The 22,878-nt window shown below is 55.0% G+C and carries 25 protein-coding genes and 2 pseudogenes; 15 read left to right on the top strand and 12 right to left on the bottom strand.

Going from position 1 to position 22,878, the window contains the following annotated elements:
• Positions 1-93: 93 nt before the first annotated feature.
• The 10 genes and pseudogenes from H3L93_RS13530 to H3L93_RS06450 form a co-directional block, all read left to right on the top strand.
• Positions 94-1,083: pseudogene (locus H3L93_RS13530) on the top strand (ABC transporter ATP-binding protein/permease); the annotation flags it as partial.
• 453 nt (positions 1,084-1,536) lie between these two features.
• A pseudogene (locus H3L93_RS13525) lies at positions 1,537-1,956 on the top strand (ATP-binding cassette domain-containing protein); the annotation flags it as partial.
• Positions 1,957-2,276: 320 nt separating this feature from the next.
• On the top strand, positions 2,277-3,092 hold the full coding sequence (gene ppsR / locus H3L93_RS06485) for a posphoenolpyruvate synthetase regulatory kinase/phosphorylase PpsR (RefSeq protein ID WP_003795112.1): 816 nt from the start codon (positions 2,277-2,279) through the stop codon (positions 3,090-3,092).
• A 388-nt stretch (positions 3,093-3,480) separates the two neighbouring features.
• On the top strand, positions 3,481-4,029 hold the full coding sequence (gene nudB, locus H3L93_RS06480) for a dihydroneopterin triphosphate diphosphatase (RefSeq protein ID WP_003795118.1): 549 nt from the start codon (positions 3,481-3,483) through the stop codon (positions 4,027-4,029).
• A gap of 318 nt (positions 4,030-4,347) precedes the next feature.
• A complete protein-coding gene (murC, locus tag H3L93_RS06475) occupies positions 4,348-5,766 on the top strand; it encodes a UDP-N-acetylmuramate--L-alanine ligase (protein WP_003795122.1) in 1,419 nt (472 codons plus the stop codon).
• A gap of 223 nt (positions 5,767-5,989) precedes the next feature.
• On the top strand, positions 5,990-6,919 hold the full coding sequence (locus H3L93_RS06470; RefSeq protein ID WP_003795124.1) for a D-alanine--D-alanine ligase: 930 nt from the start codon (positions 5,990-5,992) through the stop codon (positions 6,917-6,919).
• Positions 6,920-6,928: 9 nt separating this feature from the next.
• Positions 6,929-7,768 carry a cell division protein FtsQ/DivIB gene (locus H3L93_RS06465; RefSeq protein ID WP_003795125.1) on the top strand — a complete coding sequence of 280 codons (840 nt, stop codon included), beginning with the start codon at positions 6,929-6,931 and terminating at the stop codon, positions 7,766-7,768.
• Between the two features lie 14 nt (positions 7,769-7,782).
• Positions 7,783-9,135: a cell division protein FtsA gene (ftsA, locus tag H3L93_RS06460; protein ID WP_003795127.1), complete on the top strand. Its 1,353-nt coding sequence runs from the start codon at positions 7,783-7,785 to the stop codon at positions 9,133-9,135.
• 97 nt (positions 9,136-9,232) lie between these two features.
• A complete protein-coding gene (gene ftsZ, locus H3L93_RS06455; RefSeq protein ID WP_003795129.1) occupies positions 9,233-10,414 on the top strand; it encodes a cell division protein FtsZ in 1,182 nt (393 codons plus the stop codon).
• Between the two features lie 256 nt (positions 10,415-10,670).
• Positions 10,671-10,859 carry a hypothetical protein gene (locus H3L93_RS06450; protein ID WP_003795133.1) on the top strand — a complete coding sequence of 63 codons (189 nt, stop codon included), beginning with the start codon at positions 10,671-10,673 and terminating at the stop codon, positions 10,857-10,859.
• Positions 10,860-11,037: 178 nt separating this feature from the next.
• Here the strand turns inward: H3L93_RS06450 and H3L93_RS06445 are convergent, their stop codons facing one another.
• The 8 genes from H3L93_RS06445 to H3L93_RS06410 all read right to left on the bottom strand — a co-directional run bounded on the left by H3L93_RS06445 (position 11,038) and on the right by H3L93_RS06410 (position 17,619).
• Positions 11,038-12,942, bottom strand: a complete 1,905-nt coding sequence (locus tag H3L93_RS06445) for an ATP-binding cassette domain-containing protein (RefSeq protein ID WP_003795134.1) — start codon at positions 12,940-12,942, stop codon at positions 11,038-11,040.
• A gap of 28 nt (positions 12,943-12,970) precedes the next feature.
• The gene (locus H3L93_RS06440) at positions 12,971-13,207 is read right to left on the bottom strand and encodes an RNA-binding S4 domain-containing protein (protein WP_003795136.1); all 237 of its coding nucleotides are present in this window, start codon (positions 13,205-13,207) and stop codon (positions 12,971-12,973) included.
• A 48-nt stretch (positions 13,208-13,255) separates the two neighbouring features.
• Positions 13,256-13,441 (bottom strand): hypothetical protein, encoded by a 186-nt coding sequence (locus H3L93_RS06435; protein WP_182077716.1) that lies wholly within the window; start codon positions 13,439-13,441, stop codon positions 13,256-13,258.
• Positions 13,438-14,226 carry a 3-methyl-2-oxobutanoate hydroxymethyltransferase gene (gene panB, locus H3L93_RS06430; protein ID WP_003795138.1) on the bottom strand — a complete coding sequence of 263 codons (789 nt, stop codon included), beginning with the start codon at positions 14,224-14,226 and terminating at the stop codon, positions 13,438-13,440. Before panB ends, H3L93_RS06435 begins: the two co-directional genes overlap by 4 nt.
• Positions 14,227-14,268: 42 nt before the next feature.
• A complete protein-coding gene (locus tag H3L93_RS06425) occupies positions 14,269-14,559 on the bottom strand; it encodes a hypothetical protein (protein ID WP_003795140.1) in 291 nt (96 codons plus the stop codon).
• A 10-nt stretch (positions 14,560-14,569) separates the two neighbouring features.
• Positions 14,570-15,355, bottom strand: a complete 786-nt coding sequence (locus H3L93_RS06420; protein WP_003795142.1) for a polyamine aminopropyltransferase — start codon at positions 15,353-15,355, stop codon at positions 14,570-14,572.
• Positions 15,356-15,456: 101 nt separating this feature from the next.
• Complete coding sequence (gene rfbA / locus H3L93_RS06415; RefSeq protein WP_003795146.1) at positions 15,457-16,332, bottom strand: glucose-1-phosphate thymidylyltransferase RfbA; 876 nt, start codon at positions 16,330-16,332, stop codon at positions 15,457-15,459.
• Between the two features lie 438 nt (positions 16,333-16,770).
• The gene (locus H3L93_RS06410; protein ID WP_003795153.1) at positions 16,771-17,619 is read right to left on the bottom strand and encodes a class II glutamine amidotransferase; all 849 of its coding nucleotides are present in this window, start codon (positions 17,617-17,619) and stop codon (positions 16,771-16,773) included.
• A gap of 184 nt (positions 17,620-17,803) precedes the next feature.
• Here H3L93_RS06410 and H3L93_RS06405 point away from each other — a divergent pair, with 184 nt between their 5' ends.
• The gene (locus H3L93_RS06405; RefSeq protein WP_040558178.1) at positions 17,804-18,364 is read left to right on the top strand and encodes an adenine phosphoribosyltransferase; all 561 of its coding nucleotides are present in this window, start codon (positions 17,804-17,806) and stop codon (positions 18,362-18,364) included.
• A gap of 102 nt (positions 18,365-18,466) precedes the next feature.
• Here H3L93_RS06405 and yhbY read toward each other — a convergent pair whose 3' ends face one another.
• On the bottom strand, positions 18,467-18,757 hold the full coding sequence (gene yhbY, locus H3L93_RS06400) for a ribosome assembly RNA-binding protein YhbY (RefSeq protein WP_003795156.1): 291 nt from the start codon (positions 18,755-18,757) through the stop codon (positions 18,467-18,469).
• A 167-nt stretch (positions 18,758-18,924) separates the two neighbouring features.
• Between yhbY and rpsF the strand changes: the two genes are divergently transcribed.
• The 4 genes from rpsF to rplI are packed head-to-tail and all read left to right on the top strand — an operon-like array spanning position 18,925 to position 20,300.
• Complete coding sequence (gene rpsF / locus H3L93_RS06395; protein WP_003795159.1) at positions 18,925-19,299, top strand: 30S ribosomal protein S6; 375 nt, start codon at positions 18,925-18,927, stop codon at positions 19,297-19,299.
• Positions 19,300-19,596 (top strand): primosomal replication protein N, encoded by a 297-nt coding sequence (priB, locus tag H3L93_RS06390; RefSeq protein ID WP_003795161.1) that lies wholly within the window; start codon positions 19,300-19,302, stop codon positions 19,594-19,596.
• A 5-nt stretch (positions 19,597-19,601) separates the two neighbouring features.
• On the top strand, positions 19,602-19,832 hold the full coding sequence (gene rpsR, locus H3L93_RS06385) for a 30S ribosomal protein S18 (protein ID WP_002641495.1): 231 nt from the start codon (positions 19,602-19,604) through the stop codon (positions 19,830-19,832).
• Between the two features lie 15 nt (positions 19,833-19,847).
• Positions 19,848-20,300 carry a 50S ribosomal protein L9 gene (gene rplI / locus H3L93_RS06380; RefSeq protein ID WP_003795163.1) on the top strand — a complete coding sequence of 151 codons (453 nt, stop codon included), beginning with the start codon at positions 19,848-19,850 and terminating at the stop codon, positions 20,298-20,300.
• Positions 20,301-20,469: 169 nt separating this feature from the next.
• On the opposite strand, the gene H3L93_RS06375 is transcribed toward rplI, so the two are convergent.
• From H3L93_RS06375 to H3L93_RS06365, 3 genes are all read right to left on the bottom strand, one after another.
• Positions 20,470-20,901, bottom strand: a complete 432-nt coding sequence (locus tag H3L93_RS06375) for a hypothetical protein (RefSeq protein ID WP_003795164.1) — start codon at positions 20,899-20,901, stop codon at positions 20,470-20,472.
• Positions 20,902-20,934: 33 nt separating this feature from the next.
• Entirely contained in the window at positions 20,935-22,125 is a 1,191-nt protein-coding gene (locus H3L93_RS06370; protein ID WP_003795167.1) for a RidA family protein, read from the bottom strand.
• Between the two features lie 97 nt (positions 22,126-22,222).
• On the bottom strand, positions 22,223-22,708 hold the full coding sequence (locus tag H3L93_RS06365; protein ID WP_003795168.1) for a hypothetical protein: 486 nt from the start codon (positions 22,706-22,708) through the stop codon (positions 22,223-22,225).
• Positions 22,709-22,878: the final 170 nt, after the last annotated feature.

The following is a 22,878-nucleotide window of genomic DNA, read 5'->3' as shown; positions in this document are numbered from 1 at the left end:
TTTCAGGCTGCCTTTGGTGTGTCAGAAAGATTTGGCAACCGCTAAATCCGCCCAAACATCGTCATTCCTGTACAGGCGGAAATGACGATATAGATGATTTCAGCCTACCGAAAGGAAAAAATGGCATTACTCAAACAATTCCTCCACCTCGCCCGCCCGTTTTGGGGTGGCAAAACCCAATGGCGCGAGTGGCTGCTGCTTGCGTCTATCATCGGCTTCACGCTGTTTTCCATTTTCATGAGCGTGAAAATCGCCGCGTGGGACAAGCGTTTTTATGACGCGCTCGCCACGTTCAACGGCAAAGCCATGCCCGCGCTGATTGTGGAATACTGCGGCTATATGGGGCTAATTATCGGCTGCATCGTCTGCGGCGACTGGCTGCAAAAACGGCTGGTTTTCCGCTGGCGCACCCACCTCACCGAACGCTTCCAGCAAAACTGGCTCGGCGGCCACAAACACTACCGCCTGCAACTGGCCGGCGAGCCCGACAACCCCGACCAGCGCATCGCCGACGACATCTACCAGCTTGCCGACAAAAGCATCGTGCTGTTTCGTTCGTTTATCAACAACATCGCCAAATTCAGCGCGTTTGTCGGCGTATTGTGGGGCTTGTCGGGCGTGCAGCATTTCACGCTTTGGGAGCACGGCTTTACCGTGCGTGGCTATCTGGTGTGGGTGGCGCTGGCGTATTCCGCCGCCAGCACGCTACTTGCCCATCTGGTCGGGCGCAAACTCAAAGACCTCAACATCGACCGCCAGCACCGCGAAGCCGACTACCGCGCCGCCCTGTTGCGCGTGCGCGACCATGCCGAGCAGGTGGCGTTTTATCAGGGCGCAGATGCCGAACAAGGCCGCCTGCAACAGCGCTACCGCCGCATTCTCGACAACTGGCGCAGGCTCACCAACTGCGAATTCCGCCAAGAAACCTTTTGGGCGGCGTATGTGCGCATCAGCATTTTCATCCCCATCATCGCCACCCTGCCGATGTATCTCGCCAAAACGCTCACCTTCGGCGACATGATGCAGACGCGCACCTCCTTCGCCCGCGTGCAGGACAGCTTCGGCTGGTTCACCGACTCCTACCGCCGCCTCGTCGAATGGGCGGCGGTGGTGGAACGCCTAGGCGGCTTTCAGGCTGCCTTGGACAGGGCGGACGGGCAGCCTGAAAACGCCCACCCCAACAGTCCGTCCGTCCCCTCTCACGCTTACGGGGGAGGGCTGGGGTGGGGGCAGACACCTGAAACCTCCGCCCATTCCGTTTCTACCGAACCCGCACCCCCTCCCGAATCTTCCTCCACGCAGGAGCAGGTTTCAGACGCCTCCAAAGGCAGCCTGAAAGCCGCCGTAGGTCGGATTCTTGAATCCGACGCAACCCAAAGGCAGCCTGAAACCGCCCATCCCATCAGCCCATCTGCTCCCTCTTCCGCTTGCGGGGGAGGGCTGGGGTGGGGGCAACCTGCCGAGCCGCAGCCGTCCGAACCCCGCCCCGCCCTTATCCTCGCCCAAACCACCGTCCACACCCCCGCAGGACGCGCCATGCTGCGCCCCGTCAGCCTCACCGCCGCCGCGCCCGAATGGCTGCTGCTCGAAGGCAAAAGCGGCATCGGCAAGTCCACGCTCCTGCGCGTGCTCGCCGGCTTGTGGCCGTATTACGGCGGGCAGTACCGCATCGAAGGCAGCCGCCTGTTCCTGCCGCAACGCCCCTACCTGCCCTACGGCAGCCTGCGCGACACCGTCAGCTATCCGCACCCTTGCCGCCTTGCCGACAGCGTTTTGCACGACATTTTGCAACAGGTCGGCTTAGGCAGCCTGAAAAACCGTTTGGACGAAGCGTCCGAATGGCACAGCCGCCTCTCCGGCGGCGAACAGCAACGTCTCAGCCTCGCCCGCGCCCTCGCCGCCCGCCCGTCCATCCTGTTTCTCGACGAAGCCACCAACCAGCTCGACGACCAAGCCTCGCTGGCCCTGATGCAGATGCTGAAAACCGCGCTGCCCGACACGCTGGTGGTCGGCATCAGCCACCAAAGCGGCGTGAAGGCGCTGTTTGACCGCAGCATTCGGCTGCAACAGGCAGAGGCAGGCTGAAACGCCGTTCAATTTCAAAACCTGCAAACTCGTTTTGTCTTCGCAAAAGCCTGTACACTCGTTTTGGCTTCGCCGAAACTCACTTCGTTCGTTTTCAGGCTGCCTCAAACGCCCATTCAAACTATAATTCGCCTATCCCGCGCATTTGCCGCAGCCGTTTATCCCATCCACAGTCCACAAAGGAAACCGCCATGTCCGCCCCCCGCTCCGTCTTCTTCGTCTCCGACCGCACCGGTCTCACCTCCGAAAACATGGGCAACGCCCTGCTGGAACAATTTAGCGAACTTGCGTTCAAGCGCAGCACCCATCCCTTTATTGACAGCCCCGAAAAAGCCCACGCCCTTGTTGCGCAAATCAACGCCACCGCCGAGCGCGAGAACATTCATCCGCTGGTGTTTTCCAGCGTGGTCAACAACGAAATCCGCGCCATCGTCAAAACCGCCACCGCTGCCCATTTCAGCTTTTTTGATGCTTTTTTGGGGCAGCTAGAACAAGAGCTAGACAAACCCGCCCGCCACACCGTGCGCAGCCGCGCCGACGACGTAGTCCGCTACGATGCCCGCATGGAAGCCGTCAATTTCGCCCTAAACCACGACGACGGCGTGTCCGACCGCGAGCTGCAAGAAGCCGATGTGATTCTGCTGGGCGTATCGCGCAGCGGCAAAACCCCCACCTGCCTGTATCTCGCCCTGCAATACGGCATCCGCGCCGCCAACTACCCGCTCACGCCAGACGACCTAGACAGCGACGACCTACCGCGCATGGTCAAACCCTATCGCAGCAAACTATTCGGGCTCACCATAGAACCCAGCCGCCTGCACCACATCCGCCAAGAACGCCGCCCCAATTCCACCTACGCCCACCTCAACACCTGCAAACAAGAAATCGCCGACGCGCAAGCCATCTACCGCCGCCACGCCATCCCATTTGCCAACACCACGCATAAATCCGTGGAAGAACTTGCCGTGGAAATTCTGCAAGCGTGCAAACTGAAACGGCGGTTTTAACCCAGCCAGCCTTGTAAACAGAGGCAGCCTGAAAATGAGTACAACCTTGCCTGATGGATTTTCAGGCTGCCTCTATGGCAACCAAGGCAGCTTGAAAATGTAATACAACGTTGCTCCAACTATTACCATCTCCACATCAGTTTGCTTTGGACTACGCCAAACCATGTTTCAGGCTGCCTCCAATAGTTTGCAAACCCCCCATCCTCAAAACTATAGTCGCTCCAATTAAGTCTTATACAAGGCGGCGAGCCGCAGATAGTACAAGTAGTACAGCAAGGCGAGCCAACGCTGTATAAGGCTTAATTGGAGCGACTATAAGCAAATTCAGTAACCCAATGGAGCAACAACGGCTCGTCGCCAAATCAAACCCAAGCCAAATAAACCACGCTTGCCCACCAAGCCCATAGACCGCCAACCACAAAATAGGCAGCCTGAAAACACGCCCAGCCTCACTAACCCCACTTTCAGGCTGCCTCAACCCCACCACCCCACCATGTCCAAAAAAATCCCCATCTCCGTGCTTATCCTGCTGCACGACAACGCAGGCAACGTACTTCTGTTTAACCGCCTCAACCCCGACGGCTTTTGGCAATCCATCACAGGCAGCCTGAACACGCCCAACGAACCCCCGTTTCAGGCTGCCTTGCGCGAAGTCGCCGAAGAAACAGGTTTCAGGCTGCATCCGAACCAACTGCGCGACTGGCATCGCAGCGTAGAATACGAAATCTACCCCCATTGGCGACACCGCTACCCCGCAGGCATCACCCGCAACACCGAGCATTGGTTCTCCGCCCAAATCCCCGCAGGCAGCGCGCCCATATTAAGCGAACATTCCGCCTACGCATGGCTGCCCGCGCGGGAAGCCGCCGACAAAGTGTTCTCGCCGTCCAACCGCGAAATCATCCTTGAATGGCTCGCCCAATTTGAGGCAGCCTGAAAAAGCAAAATCGCTTGGCGTTTTACCCAATGATTTTTGCTGAATAGATTGTTTTTCAGGCTGCCTAATCGTGCGAACAAAGGCAGCCTGAAATTTAAAATGGAGCGAGCGACGGCTCGCCGACATCTTGGCAATCCACCCCACCCAATTCAACACACGCTTGGCGACAAGCCATTGCCACGCCCACTTTCAGACTGCCTTAATCGTGTAAACAAAGGCAGCCTGAAAAAATATGCAAAGCGCATAGCACAATTTCTTAACACACTTTAAAATACGCCCTTTTTTGCGCCCCAAACTCCCACACGAAAGCCCATCAACATGAAAAACAGAGTCAAAAATATCCACTTCGTCGGCATCGGCGGTTCAGGCATGTGCGGCATCGCCGAAGTGCTACACAATCTAGGCTTTAACGTGTCGGGGTCAGACCAAGCGCAAAGCGCCACCACGCGCCATCTCAGCAGCCTCGGCGTGCGCGTATTCCCTGGGCACACCGCCGAGCACATTGACGGCGCAGAAGTGGTGGTCGCCTCCACCGCCATCAAGCAAGACAATCCCGAAATTCAGGCTGCCATCGCCCGCCATATTCCCGTTATCCCCCGCGCCATGATGTTGGCAGAAATCATGCGCTTTCGCGAAAGCATCGCCATCGCAGGCACGCACGGCAAAACCACCACCACCAGTCTCACCGCATCCATTTTGGGCGCAGCAGGGCTAGACCCCACCTTCATCATCGGCGGCAAACTCACCGCCGCAGGCACCAACGCCAAGCTGGGCAAAGGCACATGGATGGTTGCCGAAGCCGACGAAAGCGATGCATCGTTTTTATATCTATCGCCCGTGTTCACCGTCATCACCAATATCGACGAAGACCACATGGACACCTACAACCACGATGCCGACAAACTGCGCCAAGCGTTTATTGACTTCGTGCACCGCATGCCGTTTTACGGCAAAGCCTTTTTGTGCATAGATAGCGCCAATGTTCGCGCCATCCTGCCCAAAATCCAAAAACCCTTCGCCACCTACGCCATCGACGACGAAACCGCCGACCTCTGGGCAAGCAACGTGCGCACCCACGACGCGCAAATGCAGTTCACTGTAAACCGCAAACACGCCGATAACAGCGTGCAAACATTTGATGTAACGCTCAACTGCGCAGGGCGACACAACGTGCTCAACGCGCTCGCCAGCATCGGCGTGGCACTAGAATGCAAAGCTCCTGTTGAAGCCATCCAACAAGGCTTGGCAACCTTTGGCGGAGTAGGGCGCCGCTTCCAAAGCTACGGCGAAATCAACCTACCCCAAGGCGGCAAAGCGCTCGTTATCGACGATTACGGGCATCACCCCGTGGAAATGCAAGCCACGTTGTCCGCCGCGCGCGGCGCGTTCCCCAATAACCGCCTAGTGCTTGCCTTCCAGCCGCATCGCTACACCCGCACCCGCGATTTGTTTGAAGATTTTGTTACCATTCTCAACAGCGTGGACGCGCTTGTTTTAACCGATGTTTACGCCGCAGGCGAAGAGCCGATTGTCGCCGCCGATAGCCGCGCGCTCACCCGCGCCGTGCGCGTGCATGGCAAGCTGGAACCCATCTACTGCGCCGATGTGAACGCCGTGCCCGAAACCCTGTTGCACAACGTGTTGCAAGACGGCGATGTGGTGCTCACCATGGGCGCGGGCAGCATCAACCGCGTGGCGCAAGGCTTGGTGGATTTGGCGCAGCAAAAGGCAGCCTGAAATAAAATATATGGAACGGCGACGGCTCGTCGCCAAAATAGCCAAAACATAAAGGCAGCCTGAAACATCGTTTAGCAAGTAGGGTATGTGGCTTCGCCACGCACCACCGCAAACACTCCACCATCACCATCGTTACAAACACTCAAGGCAGCCTGAAAACAAATAAACCCCACCCCAAAGGCAGCCTGAAACTCACCCCCGCAGCAAGAAAGCCCCATCCATCATGCAATCACCCCAATCCTTCGGCAAAATCGCCGTCCTAATGGGCGGCTTCTCATCAGAACGCGAAATCTCCCTTGCCAGCGGCAAAGCCATCCTCGCCGCCCTGCAAAGCAAAGGCATTGATGCCCACCCGTTTGACCCCGCCGAAACCAACCTCGCCGAACTTAAAACCCAAGGTTTTCAAGCTGCCTTTAACATCCTACACGGCACCTACGGCGAAGACGGCACCGTGCAAGGCGCGCTCGAAGCGCTCGGCATCCCCTACACAGGCTGCGGCGTGCTCGCCTCCGCGCTCGGCATGGATAAATACCGCTGCAAACTCATCTGGCAGGCACTCGGCTTGCCCATCCCCGCCTTTGCCGTATTGCACGACGATAGCGACTTCACCGCCGTAGAACAACAACTTGGCTTACCCCTGTTTATCAAACCCGCCGCCGAAGGCAGCAGCGTAGGCGTGCACAAAGTCTGCCAAGCAGGCGAACTCGCCCAAATCTACCGCCAACTGCGCCGCGAAAACCTACACGGCGAAATCCTTGCCGAACAATTTATGTCGGGCGGCGAATACACCTGCGGCGTGCTCAACCAACAAGCCCTGCCCAGCATCCGCATCATCCCGCAAAACGATTTTTACGACTGGGAAGCCAAATACCAACGCAACGACACCGTTTACCTTTGCCCCTCCGATTTAAGCGCAGAGGATGAGCAGCTTATGCAAAGCCTCGCCCGGCAAGCCTTTGCCGCCATCGGCGGCGGCAACACCTGCGGGCGCGTGGATTTTCTGAAAGACGCAGCGGGCAAAATCTATATCTTAGAAGTCAACACCCTCCCCGGCATGACCGGCCACAGCCTCATCCCCAAAGCCGCGCAACAAAAAGGCATCGGATTTGCCGATTTATGCGTTGCCATTTTGCAAACCGCGTTCAGCAAATAGGAAGCCGCCGTGAGATTTTTGCTTTACCTGACGCTCCTATTCCTGCTGATGACAGGCGGCATTTGGCTCTCACGCCAGCCCTATTTTCAAATCGCCGAAATCACCATCGTTACTCCCGATGGTTCAGAAAAACTGCACCATGCCGATAAAAAACGGCTGTTTGAAACCATGCGCCCCTATTTAACAGGCAGCTTTTTCAACGTAAACCTACACGAAGCCCAACGCGCCGCCAGCAAATTAGACTGGGTGCGCAGCGTGAAAATTGACCGCATTCCCCCCGCCCAAATCAAAGTAACCATAGACGAATACGAACCCGCCGCCCGCTGGATACGCAACGGCGAGCAAGCGGGGCTGGTCTCCACCAAAGGCGAGGTGTTTCAGGCTGCCTATGCCGAAGAATTGCCCGAGTTTGACGGCGATGTGAACGAACAAAAAGTGATGTTTGAACAATACGAAAATTTTAATAATCAACTCAAACCTTTGCGATTAAGGATTATCCGTTTACAATATAGCCCGCGCGGTGCATGGTCGATGATGCTCAACAACGGCATAGAAGTTCGCCTCGGCAAAGACGAAACCAGCACACGCATGGCGCGGTTTGTGCAATCGTTTCCCCGCTATTTGCAAGCCAGAGCGCAATATATTGATTATGTGGATATGCGCTATCAAGACGCATTTGCCACACGGCTGCGCTCCGATGCCCCGCCGCCCGAGCCCAATATTGAAGACATGATGCTGGATGATGAACTTATCACTGCCCCCAGCAATCAATCTTCCCCCAAACAAAGCGATAAACCCAAGAAAAACATCGCCAAAATTCAAGCAAAAACCAAACCCAAAAAACAATAAACTGGAACAAAAATATGGCTGAAAATAAGCAATACGTTAGCGCACTAGATGTCGGTACATCAAAAGTCATCGCCTTAATTGGCGAAGTGGTGGCGGATGAAATCAACATCGTAGGTATGGGATTAGCCGAATCTCGCGGCTTAAAAGCAGGCATGGTTACCAACATTGATGCCACTGCCCAAGCCATCCATCAAGCAATGAGTGAAGCCGAGCGCATGGCGGAATGCAAAATTACCAGTGTGGTAACAGGCATATCAGGCAACCACATTCGCAGCCTTAATTCGCAAGGCGTGGTCAAAATCAAAGACGGCGAAGTAACCAAAGCCGACATTGAACGCGCCAAAGACACCGCCAAAGCGGTGAACATCCCCCCCGACCACCAAATTTTGCACACCGTGGTGCAAGAATACATCATCGACAACCAACCGGGCGTGCGCGAGCCCATTGGCATGAGTGGCGTGCGCTTGGATACGCGCGTGCACATCATCACAGGCGCAGTAACTGCCTTGCAAAACGTGCAAAAATGCATTGAGCGCTGTGGCTTGAAAGTAGACGAAATCATGCTGCAACCGCTGGTTTCCGCCGATGCGGTGCTCACCGAAGACGAAAAAGAACTGGGCGTTTGCGTGATTGACATCGGCGGTGGCACAACCGACATCGCCGTTTACACCAACGGCGCGATTCGCCACACCGCCGTTATCCCGATTGCGGGCGATTTGATTACCCGCGATTTGGCGCAAGCCCTGCGCACGCCTTACACCGCTGCCGAGCGCATCAAAATTTTCCACGGCGTGGCTTTGGAAAACTTGGAAGGCTTGGATGAAATGGTGGAAGTGCCCAGCGTGGGCGACCGTTTGCCACGCCAAATCTCGCGCCGCACGCTCGCCAGCGTGATTGGACCGCGCGTGGAAGAAATTTTGGAGCTCACGTTAAACGAACTGCGCCGTGCGGGCTTCCCCGAAGAAGTTTTAACTTCGGGCATCGTGCTGACAGGCGGCGCATCTTTGCTGCGTGGTGTGGTGGAACTGGCAGAAGATGTGTTCAACTTGCCCGCGCGCATTGGCGTGCCGCAAGAAGTGGGCACCTTATCCGACCGCATCCGCAATCCGCGCTATGCCACGGTAATCGGCTTGCTGCACGCCGCGAAAAAACGCGCCCAGCAAAACGGCATCAGCGCGGGTAAACCCAATCGCCGCACCAGCAACACCGTTGCCGAGAAGCCCGTTATCAGCAAAAACGAAAAACGCCCCACGCCCTCGCCACGCGAAGACAACGAACCCAATGATTTGCTGCTGCCGCCCGAGCCGATACCGCGCAAGCCAAGCTGGATAAGCAGAACGATTAATTGGATGAAAAACAATCTCTAATCTTTTTTCAGGCTGCCTATCCCCGTTTGAAACCGCATGAGGCAGCCTGAAAATCCATTTTCACAATAACGACAAGCGCATTTTGGAGCTTAACTCTATGAACAACCATTCTGTTTACAACTTAGCCGAAGGCAACACCGGACCCGCCGTGATTAAAGTCATCGGGGTGGGCGGCGGCGGTTGCAATGCCATCAACAACATGATTGACAACCCGATTCAGGGCGTGGAATACATCAGCGCGAACACCGATGCCCAATCATTGGCAAACAACAACGCCGCCAACAAAATCCAGCTCGGTGCCAGTTTGACGCGCGGCTTGGGCGCGGGCGCAAACCCCGATGTGGGGCGCGATGCCGCGTTGGAAGACCGCGAGGCGATTTCCGCAGCCATCAGCGGCGCGAACATGTTGTTCATCACCACAGGCATGGGCGGCGGCACAGGCACAGGTGCAGCCCCTGTGATTGCCGAAATCGCCAAAGAAATGGGCATTTTGACCGTTGCCGTGGTAACGCGCCCGTTCAAACACGAAGGCAAACGCGGCATTGTGGCGCAGCAAGGCATTGATTTGTTGAAACAACATGTGGATTCTTTAATTGTTGTGCCCAATGATAAATTGCTCACCGCGTTGGGCAAGGGCGTTACCGTGCGCGAGGCGTTCCGCGCGGCAAACAACGTGCTGCGCAACGGCGTGGCGGGCATTTCCGAGATGATTACCAGCCCAGGTTTGATTAACTTGGACTTTGCCGATGTGAAAAACATGATGAGCATCACAGGCATGGCGATGATGGGCATCGGCGAATCCAAAGGCACAGACCGCGCCCGCATCGCCGTGGAGCAAGCCATTTCCAGCCCCTTGCTGGACGATGTGAGCCTGAGCGGCGCGCGCGGCGTGTTGGTGAACATTACCACCGCGCCCGATGCGTTTATTTTGGACGAATACGAAGAAATCATGGCGGTGGTGAACGAATACGCTTCGCCCGATGCCGAGCTGAAATTCGGTACTGCCGAAGATGAATCCATGGCAGAAGATGTGATTCGCATCACCATTATCGCCACGGGTTTGAAAGAGAAAAACGAATCCAGCTTAACCACGCACCGCCATGCGGCTGCGCCCGTTGAGCCTGATTACAGTCACAAAATGAACAGCATTTTCCGTTCGGCGCGCGATGTGCACAGCGCGAATTTGGTGGCGGCGGATTTTGCCAGCCAATCGGTGATTGATGATTTTGAAACGCCTGCGGTGCTGCGCCGTCGCGGCGGGGGCAACAAGCCCGAATAATCATTAGGGCGTGTTGACAATCAACATTTTGGCGGCTTTTTCGCCCTAAAACGGCATCTGCTGCGTTAAAAATACTCGCCTATGGACAACGTAGGCTCGCATTTTTGCCTTGCATCTGCCATTTTATGATGCAAAATCCGCTGCAAAAGTTGAATGCCGACACGCCCTGGGGCAGCCTGAAAACGTGTTTTCCGTTTTCAGGCTGCCTATGAGAGTAGTGAATACAGGTTCGAACGTGCAATGAAAGGACGTTACCATGCAAGACACGCAATATTTGGATAAATTCCAAGCCATGCAGTTGGCGGCGATTTTGATTTCCGCCAAATCCAGCGCACAAGACGACGCGGAATTAACCCACCGCCTGTTTACGCTGGCGGAGCAAATTCGCAAAAAAGACCAAGAAGCCGTGCGCGCTTTGATTGGCAATCCGAAATTGGGTTGTTGATTAAATGACAACGCGAACAAGAAAAGGCAGCCTGAAACGGGATTTTCAGGCTGCCTTTGGTTTTGTGAAGTTTTGGCAAACAACGGCTGTATCCACCTCCGTCATTCCCGCCTGAGCTGGAATGGCGGCATCTATGTCTTTCAGGCTGCCTCGGGGCTTGGCAAAGGTTTCTATTTTGTTATGCGCTGCCGCTTTGCTTCGCTTCCAGCATTTCCCAGCGTTCCAATTTCTCCAACAACGCCAGCTCGATTTCTTCCGCGCGCGCTTGCAATGCGCCTGCTTGTTCGTAGTCCTTAAAGATGTCGGGATGGGAAAGCGCGGCGTTGATTTCGGCCTGCTCGGCTTCCAGCGCGGCGATTTCGTCGGGCAGTGCGTCCAGTTCGCGCTGTTCTTTGTACGATAGTTTCACCGTGCGGTTGGCTTTGGGTTTTTCTTTTTCAGGCTGCTTTTCCTGCGCGGCGGCGGGGGCAGCCTGAATTTTGCTTTCGCGCGCTTTGGCGTCCACATAATCCTGATAGCCGCCGATGTATTCTTTCAGGCTGCCGTTGCCCTCGAACACTATGCTTTGCGTGATGACGTTGTCTAGAAACATACGGTCGTGGCTGACGAGGAACACCGTGCCCGTGTAGTCGCGCAGCAGGTCTTCCAGCAATTCTTGCGTGTCGATGTCCAAGTCGTTGGTGGGCTCGTCTAGCACCAAAATATTGGCGGTGCGGGTGAACAGCTTGGCAAGCAGCAGGCGGTTGCGCTCGCCGCCTGATAGCGAGGACACGGGCGATTGGGCGCGGGCGGGGTGGAATAAAAAGTCTTCCAAGTAGCTCATCACATGGCGTTTTTTGCCGCCGATTTCCACAAAATCGTTGCCTTGCCCGATGGTGTAGAACACGGTGTCTTGCTCGTTTAACGCGCTGCGAAATTGGTCAAAATAGGCGACTTCTTGCTTGCTGCCGATGCGGATTTTGCCACGCGTAGGCTGCAATTCGCCGAGGATGAGTTTGAGAAAGGTGGTTTTGCCGATGCCGTTGGCGCCGATTAAGCCGATTTTGTCGCCGCGTTGGATGATAGCGGAAAAGTCGTTCATAATCAGTTTGTTGTCGTATTGGAACGAGGCGTGTTCCAGCTCGACGACGATTTTGCCGCTTTTTTCGCCCGCGTTAAGCTGGAACGACACTTGCCCTTGCCGCTCGCGGCGGGCGGCGCGTTGTTTTCGCAATTCTTCCAAGCGTTTAACGCGCCCTTCGTTGCGGGTGCGGCGCGCTTCTATGCCTTTGCGTATCCATGCTTCTTCTTGCGCGTGAAATTTGTCAAACAGGCGGTTGTGTTCGGCTTCTACGGCGAGTTCTTGCGCTTTTTTCTCGCTGTATTTGGCGAAGCTGCCGTCATACGAGCGCAGCGTGCCGCGGTCCAGTTCGACGATGCGGGTGGCGATGTTGTCCAAAAAGCGGCGGTCGTGGGTGATGACGATGAGGCTGCCTGAAAAGCCGCGCAGCAGGTTTTCCAGCCAGATAATCGCGTCGATGTCTAGGTGGTTGGTGGGTTCGTCCAGCAGCAATACGTCGGGTTTTTGCACCCATGCTTGGGCGAGGGCGACGCGCTTTTTTTGCCCGCCTGATAGGTTGCCGATGCGCTCGTTTTCAGGCAGCCCAAGCTCGCTAATAGTTTGGCGGATGGCGGCATCAAATTGCCAGCCGTTTTGCGCTTCAATTTGGTTTTGCAGAGTGTTGAGTTCTTTGATTAAGTCGTTGTTTTGGCTGTGTTCTAGTTCGTGGCTGATTTGGTGGTAGCGGCGCAGCACGTCGCGCATGGTGCCCAAGCCTTCGGATACGATGTCAAACACGCTTGCGTCGGGCGCGAATTGGCTTTCTTGCGGCACATAGACGATTTTCAGGCTGCTTTGGATGATGAGTTGCCCGTCGTCGAGCTTTTGCACGCCTGCAAGGATTTTGAGCAGGGTGGATTTGCCTGCGCCGTTGCGCCCGATGAGCCCGATTTTTTCGCCTTGCGCGAGTTGGAAGGCGGTGTGGTCTAGCAGGGGGACGTGTCCGACTGCGAAGCTGGCGTTTTCTAGGGTGAGGAGGGTCATGATGTTGATTTTAAAGTGAATATAGATTTCAGGCTGCCTCTGGGTCGTAGCCTGCTTGGATTTCTAGCTCGTTGCCGTGGAGAGTGATGATTTCGCCTGCGCGGATTTTGGCGGTTTTGCGGGTTTCGGTTGCGCCGTTGCGCTGCACTTGCCCTGCGGCGATGAGGGCTTTGGCTTGCCCGCCGCTTTCGGCGAGCCCCGCCAGTTTGAGCAGGTCGCACAGGGCGATGTGGTCTTGGTCTTCTAGGTAAACGGTGGCTTGCATGGGGTGTCCTTTTTTGGTAGGCAGCCTGAAAGCGGGGGGTACTCGTTTTCAGGCTGCCTTTGGGGTTGCGCGGTAGTTGCTCGGCATCCGATTGGTTTTCAGGCTGCTTTGTAAACGTGTGCCGTATGGGCAGCTTGAAACGCGGTTTGGTGCAGCCAAGTTCAAACGTTCGTTTTCAGGCTGCCTTGAACGGATGCGGTATACGGCAGCCTGAAAAGGGTGGAGCCGTGTCATTCAAATGTGTGTTCCGCGCCGGGGAAGGTGCCTGCTTTGACTTCGCGCACATAGGCTTCCACGGCGGCTTGGATGCTGTTTTGCCCGTCCATAAAGTTTTTGACGAATTTGGCGGTTTTGCCGTGGTACACGCCGAGCATATCGTGCATCACCAGCACTTGCCCGTCGGTGTCTTTGCCCGCGCCGATGCCGATGGTGGGGCAGGCGACGGCTTGGGTGATGGCTTTGCCCAGCGCGGCGGGCACGCATTCCATCAGTATCATGCCGGCGCCTGCTGCGTCGTGCGCTTGGGCATCGGCGAGCACGGCGGCTGCGGCATCGCCGCGCCCTTGCACTTTGTAGCCGCCGAAAATGTTTACATATTGCGGAGTAAGCCCGATGTGGGCGCACACGGGGATGCCGCGTGCTTGCAAAAATTGCGTGGTTTCGGCGAGCACCGCGCCGCCTTCCAGTTTTACCATGTGTGCGCCCGCTGCCATCAGCGCGGCGGCTGCGGCGAAGGCTTGTTCTTTGCTTTGCTGGTAGCTACCGAAGGGCAGGTCGGCGAGGATGAGGCTGTTGCTGTTGCCACGGGCGACGTTTTCGGTGTGGTAAACCATGTGGTCTAGGCTAACGGGCAGGGTGCTGCTTTGCCCTTGCACGGTCATGCCCAGCGAGTCGCCAACCAGCAGGATGTCAATGCCTGCGCGGTTCATCAGGGCGGCGAAGCTGGCTTCGTAGCAAGTGAGCATGGTGATTTTGTCGCCGTTGGCTTTCATGGCGCGGAGGGTGTTGAGGGTAATCATGGGGGGGTCCTTGGGTTGAGGTGTGTGGATAGAAATGGGTTTTCAGGCTGCCTTATACCATGTGGCAAACAGGGTTTGCGCCAGTTGTTCGGCGGCGGCTTGGTCTTGCGGCTGGGTGAAGCGGATGTCTAAGCCTTCCGCGCTGTCGTTGCAGACGGTTAAGTCGGCGTTTTGAAAGCGAAACTGCCAGATGTCGGCATTGGGGGCGGGTAGATAGTTTAGACATTCTACTGCGTTGGTTTGCTCCAATAGCTGCTGGATGGTGCGGCTGTCGGCTTGGTTGGCAATGGGCAGCAGGAATAGGTTGGGGCGGAGTTGGATGGTTTGCGGCATGGCGAGGGACTTAAAACTGAAACGCTTTGCCGTTATGCGCGTTGCGGGCTTTGGCATCGGCGAGCATGCGCGGGAAGTTCAGCCCGAAGCGGTCGGTAAGGCTGTGGGCGCGTTTTTTCAGCTTGTCCAAGTTCAGCTCGGGCGTGCGGTTGAACGCGAGCACGGCGATGTTGCCATGCGTTTCGGCGGGGATTTCCAGCACGCGGTTGTGAAAAATGGTGCGCAGGCGTTGGATAAACAGCGGATAGCGTTTGTCGCCGCTCCACCAGTTGGTCGCAAAAATGCCGTGTTCGCTGAGCGCTTGCTGGCTGTCGTGGAAAAAAGGTTCGCCCACCAGTTCATCAATAATTTGCACGCCGTCAAAGCCGTCCACCAAAATCAGGTCGGTGCTGCGATTCAGAATTTGGACGTATTCCGCGCCGTCCGCTTCTATGATTTGAAACTGCTCACCTTCGGGCGGCAGGCAAAACGAAGCGCGGGCGATTTTGATCACTTGCGGATTGATTTCAATGCAGATTTGCTTGGCTTCGGGCAAATATTCCGCCAGCCAGCGGGCAAACGAGCCGCCGCCCAAGCCGATTTGTAGGATGTTTTGCGGCACATCGTCGGCAAACAGCATCCAGCTCATCATCGCGCGGCTGTATGACAGCACCAGCTCGCTGGGGTTGTGGATGTTCATAGAGCTTTGGATGGTGGGCGTGCCCAGATGCAGGGAACGGATGTTGCCCAGCTCAGAGATGTTGGCATCGGGCAGCGTGTGGCGAAAGAAGCGGGAACGGCGGAATGGGTGGGTCATGTTTAATCTGGCGCGAATAAAAAGGGTTGAGGCAGCCTGAAAATGGGATGCAAAATGGAAAAAAGGGCGGATGGGAAATCCGCCTTGCTTTTTCAGGCTGCCTATTGGTTTTCTTTGTTGATGAGACGCAGCAGGTGTTGCCCGTATTCGTTTTTCTTCATCGGCTCGGCAAACTGGCGCAGCTGCTCGGAAGTGAGCCAGCCGTTGCGCCAAGCGATTTCTTCCAAGCAGGCAACTTGCAGGTTTTGGATGTTTTGAATGGTGCGCACAAAGGCGGCGGCATCGTGCAGGCTTTCGTGTGTGCCTGTATCCAGCCATGCGAAGCCGCGCCCCAACAGTTGCACGTTCAGGCTGCCGTCGTTCAGATACATTTCGTTTAGGCTGGTGATTTCCAGCTCGCCGCGAGCGGAGGGTTTAACTTGCTTGGCAAAATCCACCACGCGGTTGTCGTAAAAATATAAGCCTGTTACCGCCCAATCGGATTTGGGCTGCTTGGGTTTTTCTTCAATGGAGAGCACTTTTTTATTGTCGTCAAACGCCACCACGCCAAAGCGTTCGGGGTCTTTGACTTGGTAGGCAAACACGGTTGCGCCGTGTTGTTGCTCGGCTGCGGCTTTAAGCGTTTGGCTGAAATGTTGCCCGTAGAAAATATTGTCGCCCAACACCAAGCAAACGTTGTCGTCGCCAATAAATTCTTCGCCGATGATAAAGGCTTGGGCAAGCCCATCGGGGCTGGGCTGCTCGGCGTATTGAATGCTGATGCCAAAGCAGCTGCCATCGCCTAATAAGCGGCGAAAGGCGTGGTTGTCTTCGGGCGTGGTGATGACCAAAATTTCGCGAATGCCTGCCAGCATCAGCACCGACAGGGGGTAGTAAATCATCGGTTTGTCGTAGATGGGCAAAAGCTGCTTGGATACACCGCGAGTGATGGGGGAAAGACGGGTACCGCTGCCGCCAGCTAGGATGATGCCTTTCATGTGATTTCTCCTTATTTTGCGATTGTGGATGGGGTTTGGCTGGGCTGAAATGCGCTTTGCTCGGTTTCAGGCTGCCAAAAAAAGGCACTATTTTACTGTGTTTAAGGTTGAGTGCCTATTTTTCAGGCTGCATGGGTTGCGGCAGCCTGAAAACGGTTGGGCGTGAGACGCAATAAACGCATGGAAAACAATGGGATGTTGCTGCTAGATGTTTTCAGGCTGCATCAATGGTGGGCGCGATGGCAATAAAAGGCAGCCTGAAAACGATTTTAGGCAACCTTTTTTCAGGCTGCCTAAATGGGTTATTTTTTGCCATTTTAAAAATTGCCAAGCAATGTGTGAACTTTTAAAGCGTGGGTATGGTGGCAAGACGCCATGAAAACGCTCAAACCCAAGCAACGCCCAAGGCAGCCTGAAAATGGGTTGTGAACAAGAATTTTACACGCTCACGCCTGCTTTGCGCGCGATTTCCAAGCCTTCTTCTTGGGTTAAGTAAACAGGGTTTTCGGGGCGGTGGCGGCGCACAAGTTTGCCGTGATCAAACATCATCAGCTCATCGCAGGCGAATTGTTGCCAGGTTTCGTTGTCGGTTAAGGGCAGGGTGGTGATAACGGTTACGCGGTCGTTGGGCGTGGTTACTTTGGCGAAGTCTATTGCCATGTCTTCATCAATCAGATGGGCTTGCCCAAAGGGTGGCTGGCGGGTGATGTAGTAGAGCAGAGTGCTGGCGTGGGCATACATCACGCGCCCGTCCGATAGGATGAAGTTGAACATGCCATGCTGGCGGATTTCGGCGCACAGCTCGGCAAGCGCGTCAAACAGCGTGTTGGGGCAGGGTCGGTCGGGGAATTGGGCGCGCAGGCGGTTGAGCAGGTAGCAGAAGGCTTGCTCGGAATCGGTGCAGCCAACGGGGCGATAGGCTTTGCCGTTGAAATCGGGCGCGAAGCTGGGGCGCAGTTGCCCGTTGTGGGCAAACAGCCAATAGCCGCCCCACATTTCGCGCTGAAAGGGGTGGGTGTTTTCCAGCGAGTTGATGCCTTGCGATGCTTTGCGGATGTGGGCGATGACGTTTTCTGATTTGATGTGGTAATTGCGAACCAGCTCGGCAACGGGCGATTGCGCGCTGGGCTTGTCGTCTAAAAACAGGCGCAAGCCGCGCCCTTCAAAAAAGCCGATGCCAAAGCCATCGGTGTGGTGGTCGGTGAGCCCGCCGCGTTTGGAAAAGCCTGCGAACGAGAAGCCGATGTCGGTGGGGGTGTTGCAATTCATGCCGAGTAGTTGGCACATGGGGTGTTCCTTGTTGGGGGTGGTTGTGGTTGGGTGATTGGTTGTTTTAGCTTCGCTGAAATTCGCTTTGCTCATTTTAGCTTCGCAACTCCGCTTCGCTACGCAGGCTGCCTATTATTTTCAGGCTGCCCGAAATGTAAAATGTGATTATAATGCGATTTTTACTTATGGAAATCAACAAAAAATGCGTTTTCACCCAGATGTGATGGGCGTGGATAATCTCGCCGCACAAATCCGCAAAATCCCCAATTTTCCCAAAGACGGCATTCTGTTTCACGACATCACCACCGTATTGCAAAGCCCCGAATATTTCCGCTTGCTGGTGGATTTGTTCACCTATCACTACATGGGGCAAAACATCGACGTGGTGGCAGGCTTGGAAGCGCGCGGATTCATTATCGGCGCGGCGTTGGCGTATCAATTAAACGTTGGCTTTGTGCCGATTCGCAAAAAAGGCAAGCTGCCGTTTGACACCATTTCGCAAACCTACGCGCTGGAATACGGCGAAGCCACCGTAGAAATCCACAAAGATGCCATTCGCGAAGGCAGCCGCGTGTTGCTGATTGACGACTTGGTCGCCACAGGCGGCACCATGCTGGCAGGCGTGGAGCTGATTCGCAGGCTAGGCGGTGAAGTGGTGGAAGCCTGCGCCATTTTGGAATTCACCGATTTGGACGGCGGCAAAAAAATCCGCGAAAAAAACGTGCCCTTGTTTTCATTGCTGAAAAACGACGGGTCGATGTAACGCCATCCCGAAATATAAAAACAGCTCAATCTGCGCGATTTGAGCTGTTTTGGTTTTTAGCTTTGCAGAAGCTCGTAAACCCGCTTTCAGGCTGCCTTAGGGTTATTCGTCATCCGGGCGTTCGCGGTATAACACCAACAGTTTGCCGATATGCTGCACCAACTGCGCCCCTGTTGCCGCGCACAAAGCTTCGCCAATTAGCAAACGTTCATCGCGCTCATCGCCCAACACGCGCACTTTAATCAATTCATGTGCACGCAATGCCGTTTCCGTTTCGCGGATGACCGCCTCGGTTAAACCATGCTGGCCCACCATCACCACAGGGTTCAAATGATGCGCCCGAGCGCGCAACGCCAAAATTTCTTGTTTGCTTAAAACGGGTTTCTTTTCCATTCGCTTCTCGTTGTTGATTGTTCATAAAATTAAAGCGCAATTATACGCGAAAATCAGAAAAACTTGCGCTTGCATGGCAAACATTATTATAATCCGCCGTTTTGCAACCTTGCTGCCCGCAATCGCATGGCGGGCGGCTGTTTTTTAACCAACCGTAAGGAGATAACATGCGTCATTACGAAATCGTGTTTATCGTTCATCCAGACCAAAGCGAGCAAGTGCCCGCTATGGTTGAACGCTATAAATCCATGATTACTGAAGCAGGTGGTAAAATCCACCGCTTGGAAGACTGGGGCCGCCGCCAATTGGCTTACCAAATCAACAAATTGCATAAAGCGCATTATGTGTTGATGAACATTGAAGCCACTCCCGCAATCATCGAAGAATTGGAAACAGGTTTCCGCTTCAACGATGCGGTATTGCGTCATCTGACCATTCAAAAGAAAGCAGCCGTAACCGAGCCGTCTGTGATGATGCAAGGCGAAAAATCTAAAAATCTGCTTAACGGCGAAGCTGCTGGCGAAGCAACTGCTGAAGCCTAATTGAACAATCAGTTTCAGCTCACCGCTCTGTTGCACAAAGTGGATGTTTTGCGCTACACGCCGGCAGGTGTTCCTGTGTTGGATGTGGTGTTGCAACACGAAAGCGTGCAAGAAGAAAACGGTTTGCAGCATCAAGTCAAATTTGAACTGCCCGCAAAGATTATCGGTGAGCAAGCCAAAGCATGGCAACACAAAATCGGCACAATGGTTGAGGTGAGCGGCTTTTTAGCCCAACGCAGCCAAAGAATTTTCCGCCCTGTGTTGCGAATTCAAAATATTCAAGAATATAAAGGTTAAACGACATGGCTCGTCAAACATTTAAACGTCGCAAATTCTGCCGTTTTACGGCTGAAAAAATCCAAGAAGTGGATTACAAACAAGTTGATTTGCTTAAAGATTTCATTACTGAAAACGGCAAAATCATTCCCGCTCGCATCACTGGCACAAAAGCGCACTACCAACGCCAATTGGCTGTTGCTGTGAAACGCGCTCGTTTCTTGGCTTTGTTGCCTTACACTGACCAACATAAATAATTAGGAGTTCACATTATGCAAATTATCTTGTTGGAACGCGTTGCTGGTTTGGGCAACTTGGGTGATGTGGTACCCGTAAAAAACGGTTACGCACGCAATTTTTTGATTCCTACTGCCAAAGCCAAACGCGCTACCGAAGCAAACTTAAAAGAGTTTGAAGCACGCCGCGCTGAATTGGAAGCGAAACAAGCGGCAATTTTGGCTGATGCGCAAGCGCGTCAAGCTAAATTGCACGGTCAAACCATTACCATCGCGCAAAAAGCGGGTGTGGACGGTCGCTTGTTCGGTTCTGTTACCAATGCGGATATTGCTGCGGCGATTGTGGCTACTGGTGTGGAAGCGTTGAAATCTAACGTTCGTTTGCCAGAAGGTCCGTTCAAAGCGGTTGGCGAATACGAAATTGAAGTGGCTTTGCACGCTGATGCAGTAGCAACAATTACTGTGGCTGTGGTTGCTGCGGCTGAGTAATTTTGCTGATTAAAGGGCAGCCTGAAAACGATAAATAGTCGTTTCAGGCTGCCTTTTTGCGTGTGCGCGGTTTATTTACGCGATAGGAGCGGACAAAAAAGGGCGGATGGGAAATCCGCCTTTTTGCATTGCCGGTTGTTTGATTGCGCAAACGCGTTTTCAGGCTGCCTTAGTGTTGCATCAGCCCCAAATAGGTTTCCGCGCATTTGAAACCGAAGCCTACATAGGCGCGGTTGAGCGCTTCGTATTTCACATCGGCTTCGGTGCGCCCGCCGCGGCTGAGTGCGGTGTTGAGGTGCCCCAAGTGGGCGGCGGCGTGTCCGATTTCGGCTAGGGCGAGAATGTAGGCGGTTTGGCTGTTGTCCATGTCGGCGACTTCTTCCACCAGGTGCGACATCACGCGAAACCAGCGTTTGGTGCCAAGGTCAATGTCTAATTCGCCTGCGCCGAATTTGCGAAAATCGCGCAGGGCGGATTCTACGTGGAATAGGGTGCGCGGATGGGCTTGGTCTTTCAGGCTTTCGGCTTGGGCGATGGTGCGCTCGTAGTAGTCGTAGAGTTGGTCTAGCGAGTAGTCGGTGATGTCGTAGAGTGTGGTCATGGTTTTGTCCTTTGCGGGGGGGTAAACTTTGTTTCAGGCTGCCTTTTGGATATGGGCGACGGCTTCCAGCTCCACCAGCAAATCATCGCGGCACACATCGCCGATGGTGTAAACCACGGGCACGCCTTGCAGCTGCCGTTCGCATACGGCGCGGACGGTTTCGTAATCGGCGGCGTGTTTCACATAGGCGCGGACGACGGCTAAATCTTGCAGCGTTGCGCCGTAGCCTGCGAAGCCTGATGCGGCGAAGTTTTCGGGGGCGATGAGCGCGGCGATGTTGAGCAGCGTTTCTTCGGTTTGCTTGGCGGTGTTGCCGATGTGTTGGGTTTCGGATGCGGTGATGGAGGCGGTGCCTGATACATACACGGCGGCTTGGTTGTCGTATACCACCGCCATGGCGCGGGCGAATTTGGGCGTTTCGGGGCTGTAATGCCGCGCGTATTCAAAGGCGGGGGTTTGGCGGGGGTTTTCCAGCGGCAGGGTAAACACGTCGGCACGGCTGGTGATGAGCGCGGTGCTGCCAAGGGCAACGTCTTCGCCGCCCATGCCGATGCCTGTGGATGCGGGGTACACGTCAAAATTGGGTTGGCTTTTCAGGCTGCCTTTTAGGAATGCGGTGTCGCCAAAAGCATCGGTGCGGGCGCGGTTGAGTTCTTTGTAGCGTTGTTCTTGGTTGGCAACGCGGTTATCGGGGGCGACGATGCTGCCCATGTAGAACCATGTGCGGAACACTTGGTCTAGCCTTGCGCCGCCTTGTTTGAGTAGCGCGATGTTGTCGTTTAACACGGCGAGGGTATCGGCGTAGGCATTTTCGCGCGGGGCTTTGCCGCCGAGGTAGGCATCGGCTTGGATGTGAACAAAGGTGATGCCGTTATGCTGCACTTTGGTTAATCCGTTGTTTACGCGGGTAACTTCTGCGCCCGACACGGCAACGATTTCGGCGGCGAGCAGGTTGCCGTCGGCAGGGGCTTGGCTCACAAACGCGGTCAGCGGCTGCGCTGCGCCTTGTTGCGCGGCAAAGAGCTGCGCGGTTTCGTCTAGGCGGTCGGCATCGCGCAGGAACACGGTTTGGCGGACGATTTGTTTGCCGGCAAAGTGCTGCTGGATTTGCGCGATGATGTCGGCGGCTTGCTCGGCGTAGCTTGCGCCGCCTTGGGGGACGATGACGGCGTAGGCGTAGTTTGAGAAGCGGTCGGCTTTGAACTGGGTTTGCTGCGGGGTCATGGGTGGCTCCGTTGGGGGGATTGAGGTGAGTGAAAAGTTTTTATGTTTTCAGGCTGCCTTGGGCGCGCCGATAAAGGCAGCCTGAAACCGCTCTTGCTTACGCCGCAACGGCTTCATCGTTAAAGGCGAAATAGGGCTGGATTTTGCCGTCTACCAGCGCGAGAAATTCGTCCACGCCTTTAAACGCGAAGTTCACATAGGCGGTTTGCAGTTTCACATATTCGGCATCGGCTTCGGTGCGTCCGCCGCGGCTCAGGGCCATGTTCACATGCCCCATGTGCGATGCGGCGTGCCCCACTTCGGCGGCGGCCAAAACATAGGCGGATTGCTCGGGGGTCATGTCGCCCACTTCTTCGGCGAGCTTGGTGAGCTTTTTGAACCACAGTTTCGCGCCTTCGTCGGTACCCAGCTCGCCCGACACAAAGCGGCGCATGTGGTCAATCGCTTGTTTTACCGTGGGCAGGGCGCGTTTGTGAGCGTAGCCGATGTGTTGTTCCAATAGGTCGATGGCTTGCACCAAGCGGCGGTATAGCTCGGGCAGGGGCGTGCTGTCGGATACGGTGAAAAGCAGTTTTTTTGACATGATTGTGTTCCTTTTGGCGGGTTGTCGGTTGGCAATGCGGCGCAATCATAGTCTTTTGAAATTTTGTTTTCCAAGAATGGTTTTGAATATTCGTTATGCCAAGCGGCGTTCTAAAAGATATGAAAGAAAGGCATAAAGGCAGCCTGAAAAGCAGGTTGGCACAGCGAAAG

Source organism: Kingella oralis (genome assembly GCF_014054985.1).
Taxonomy (GTDB): Bacteria; Pseudomonadota; Gammaproteobacteria; order Burkholderiales; family Neisseriaceae; genus Kingella_B; species Kingella_B oralis.
This window is presented reverse-complemented; position numbering and strand designations above follow the sequence as displayed.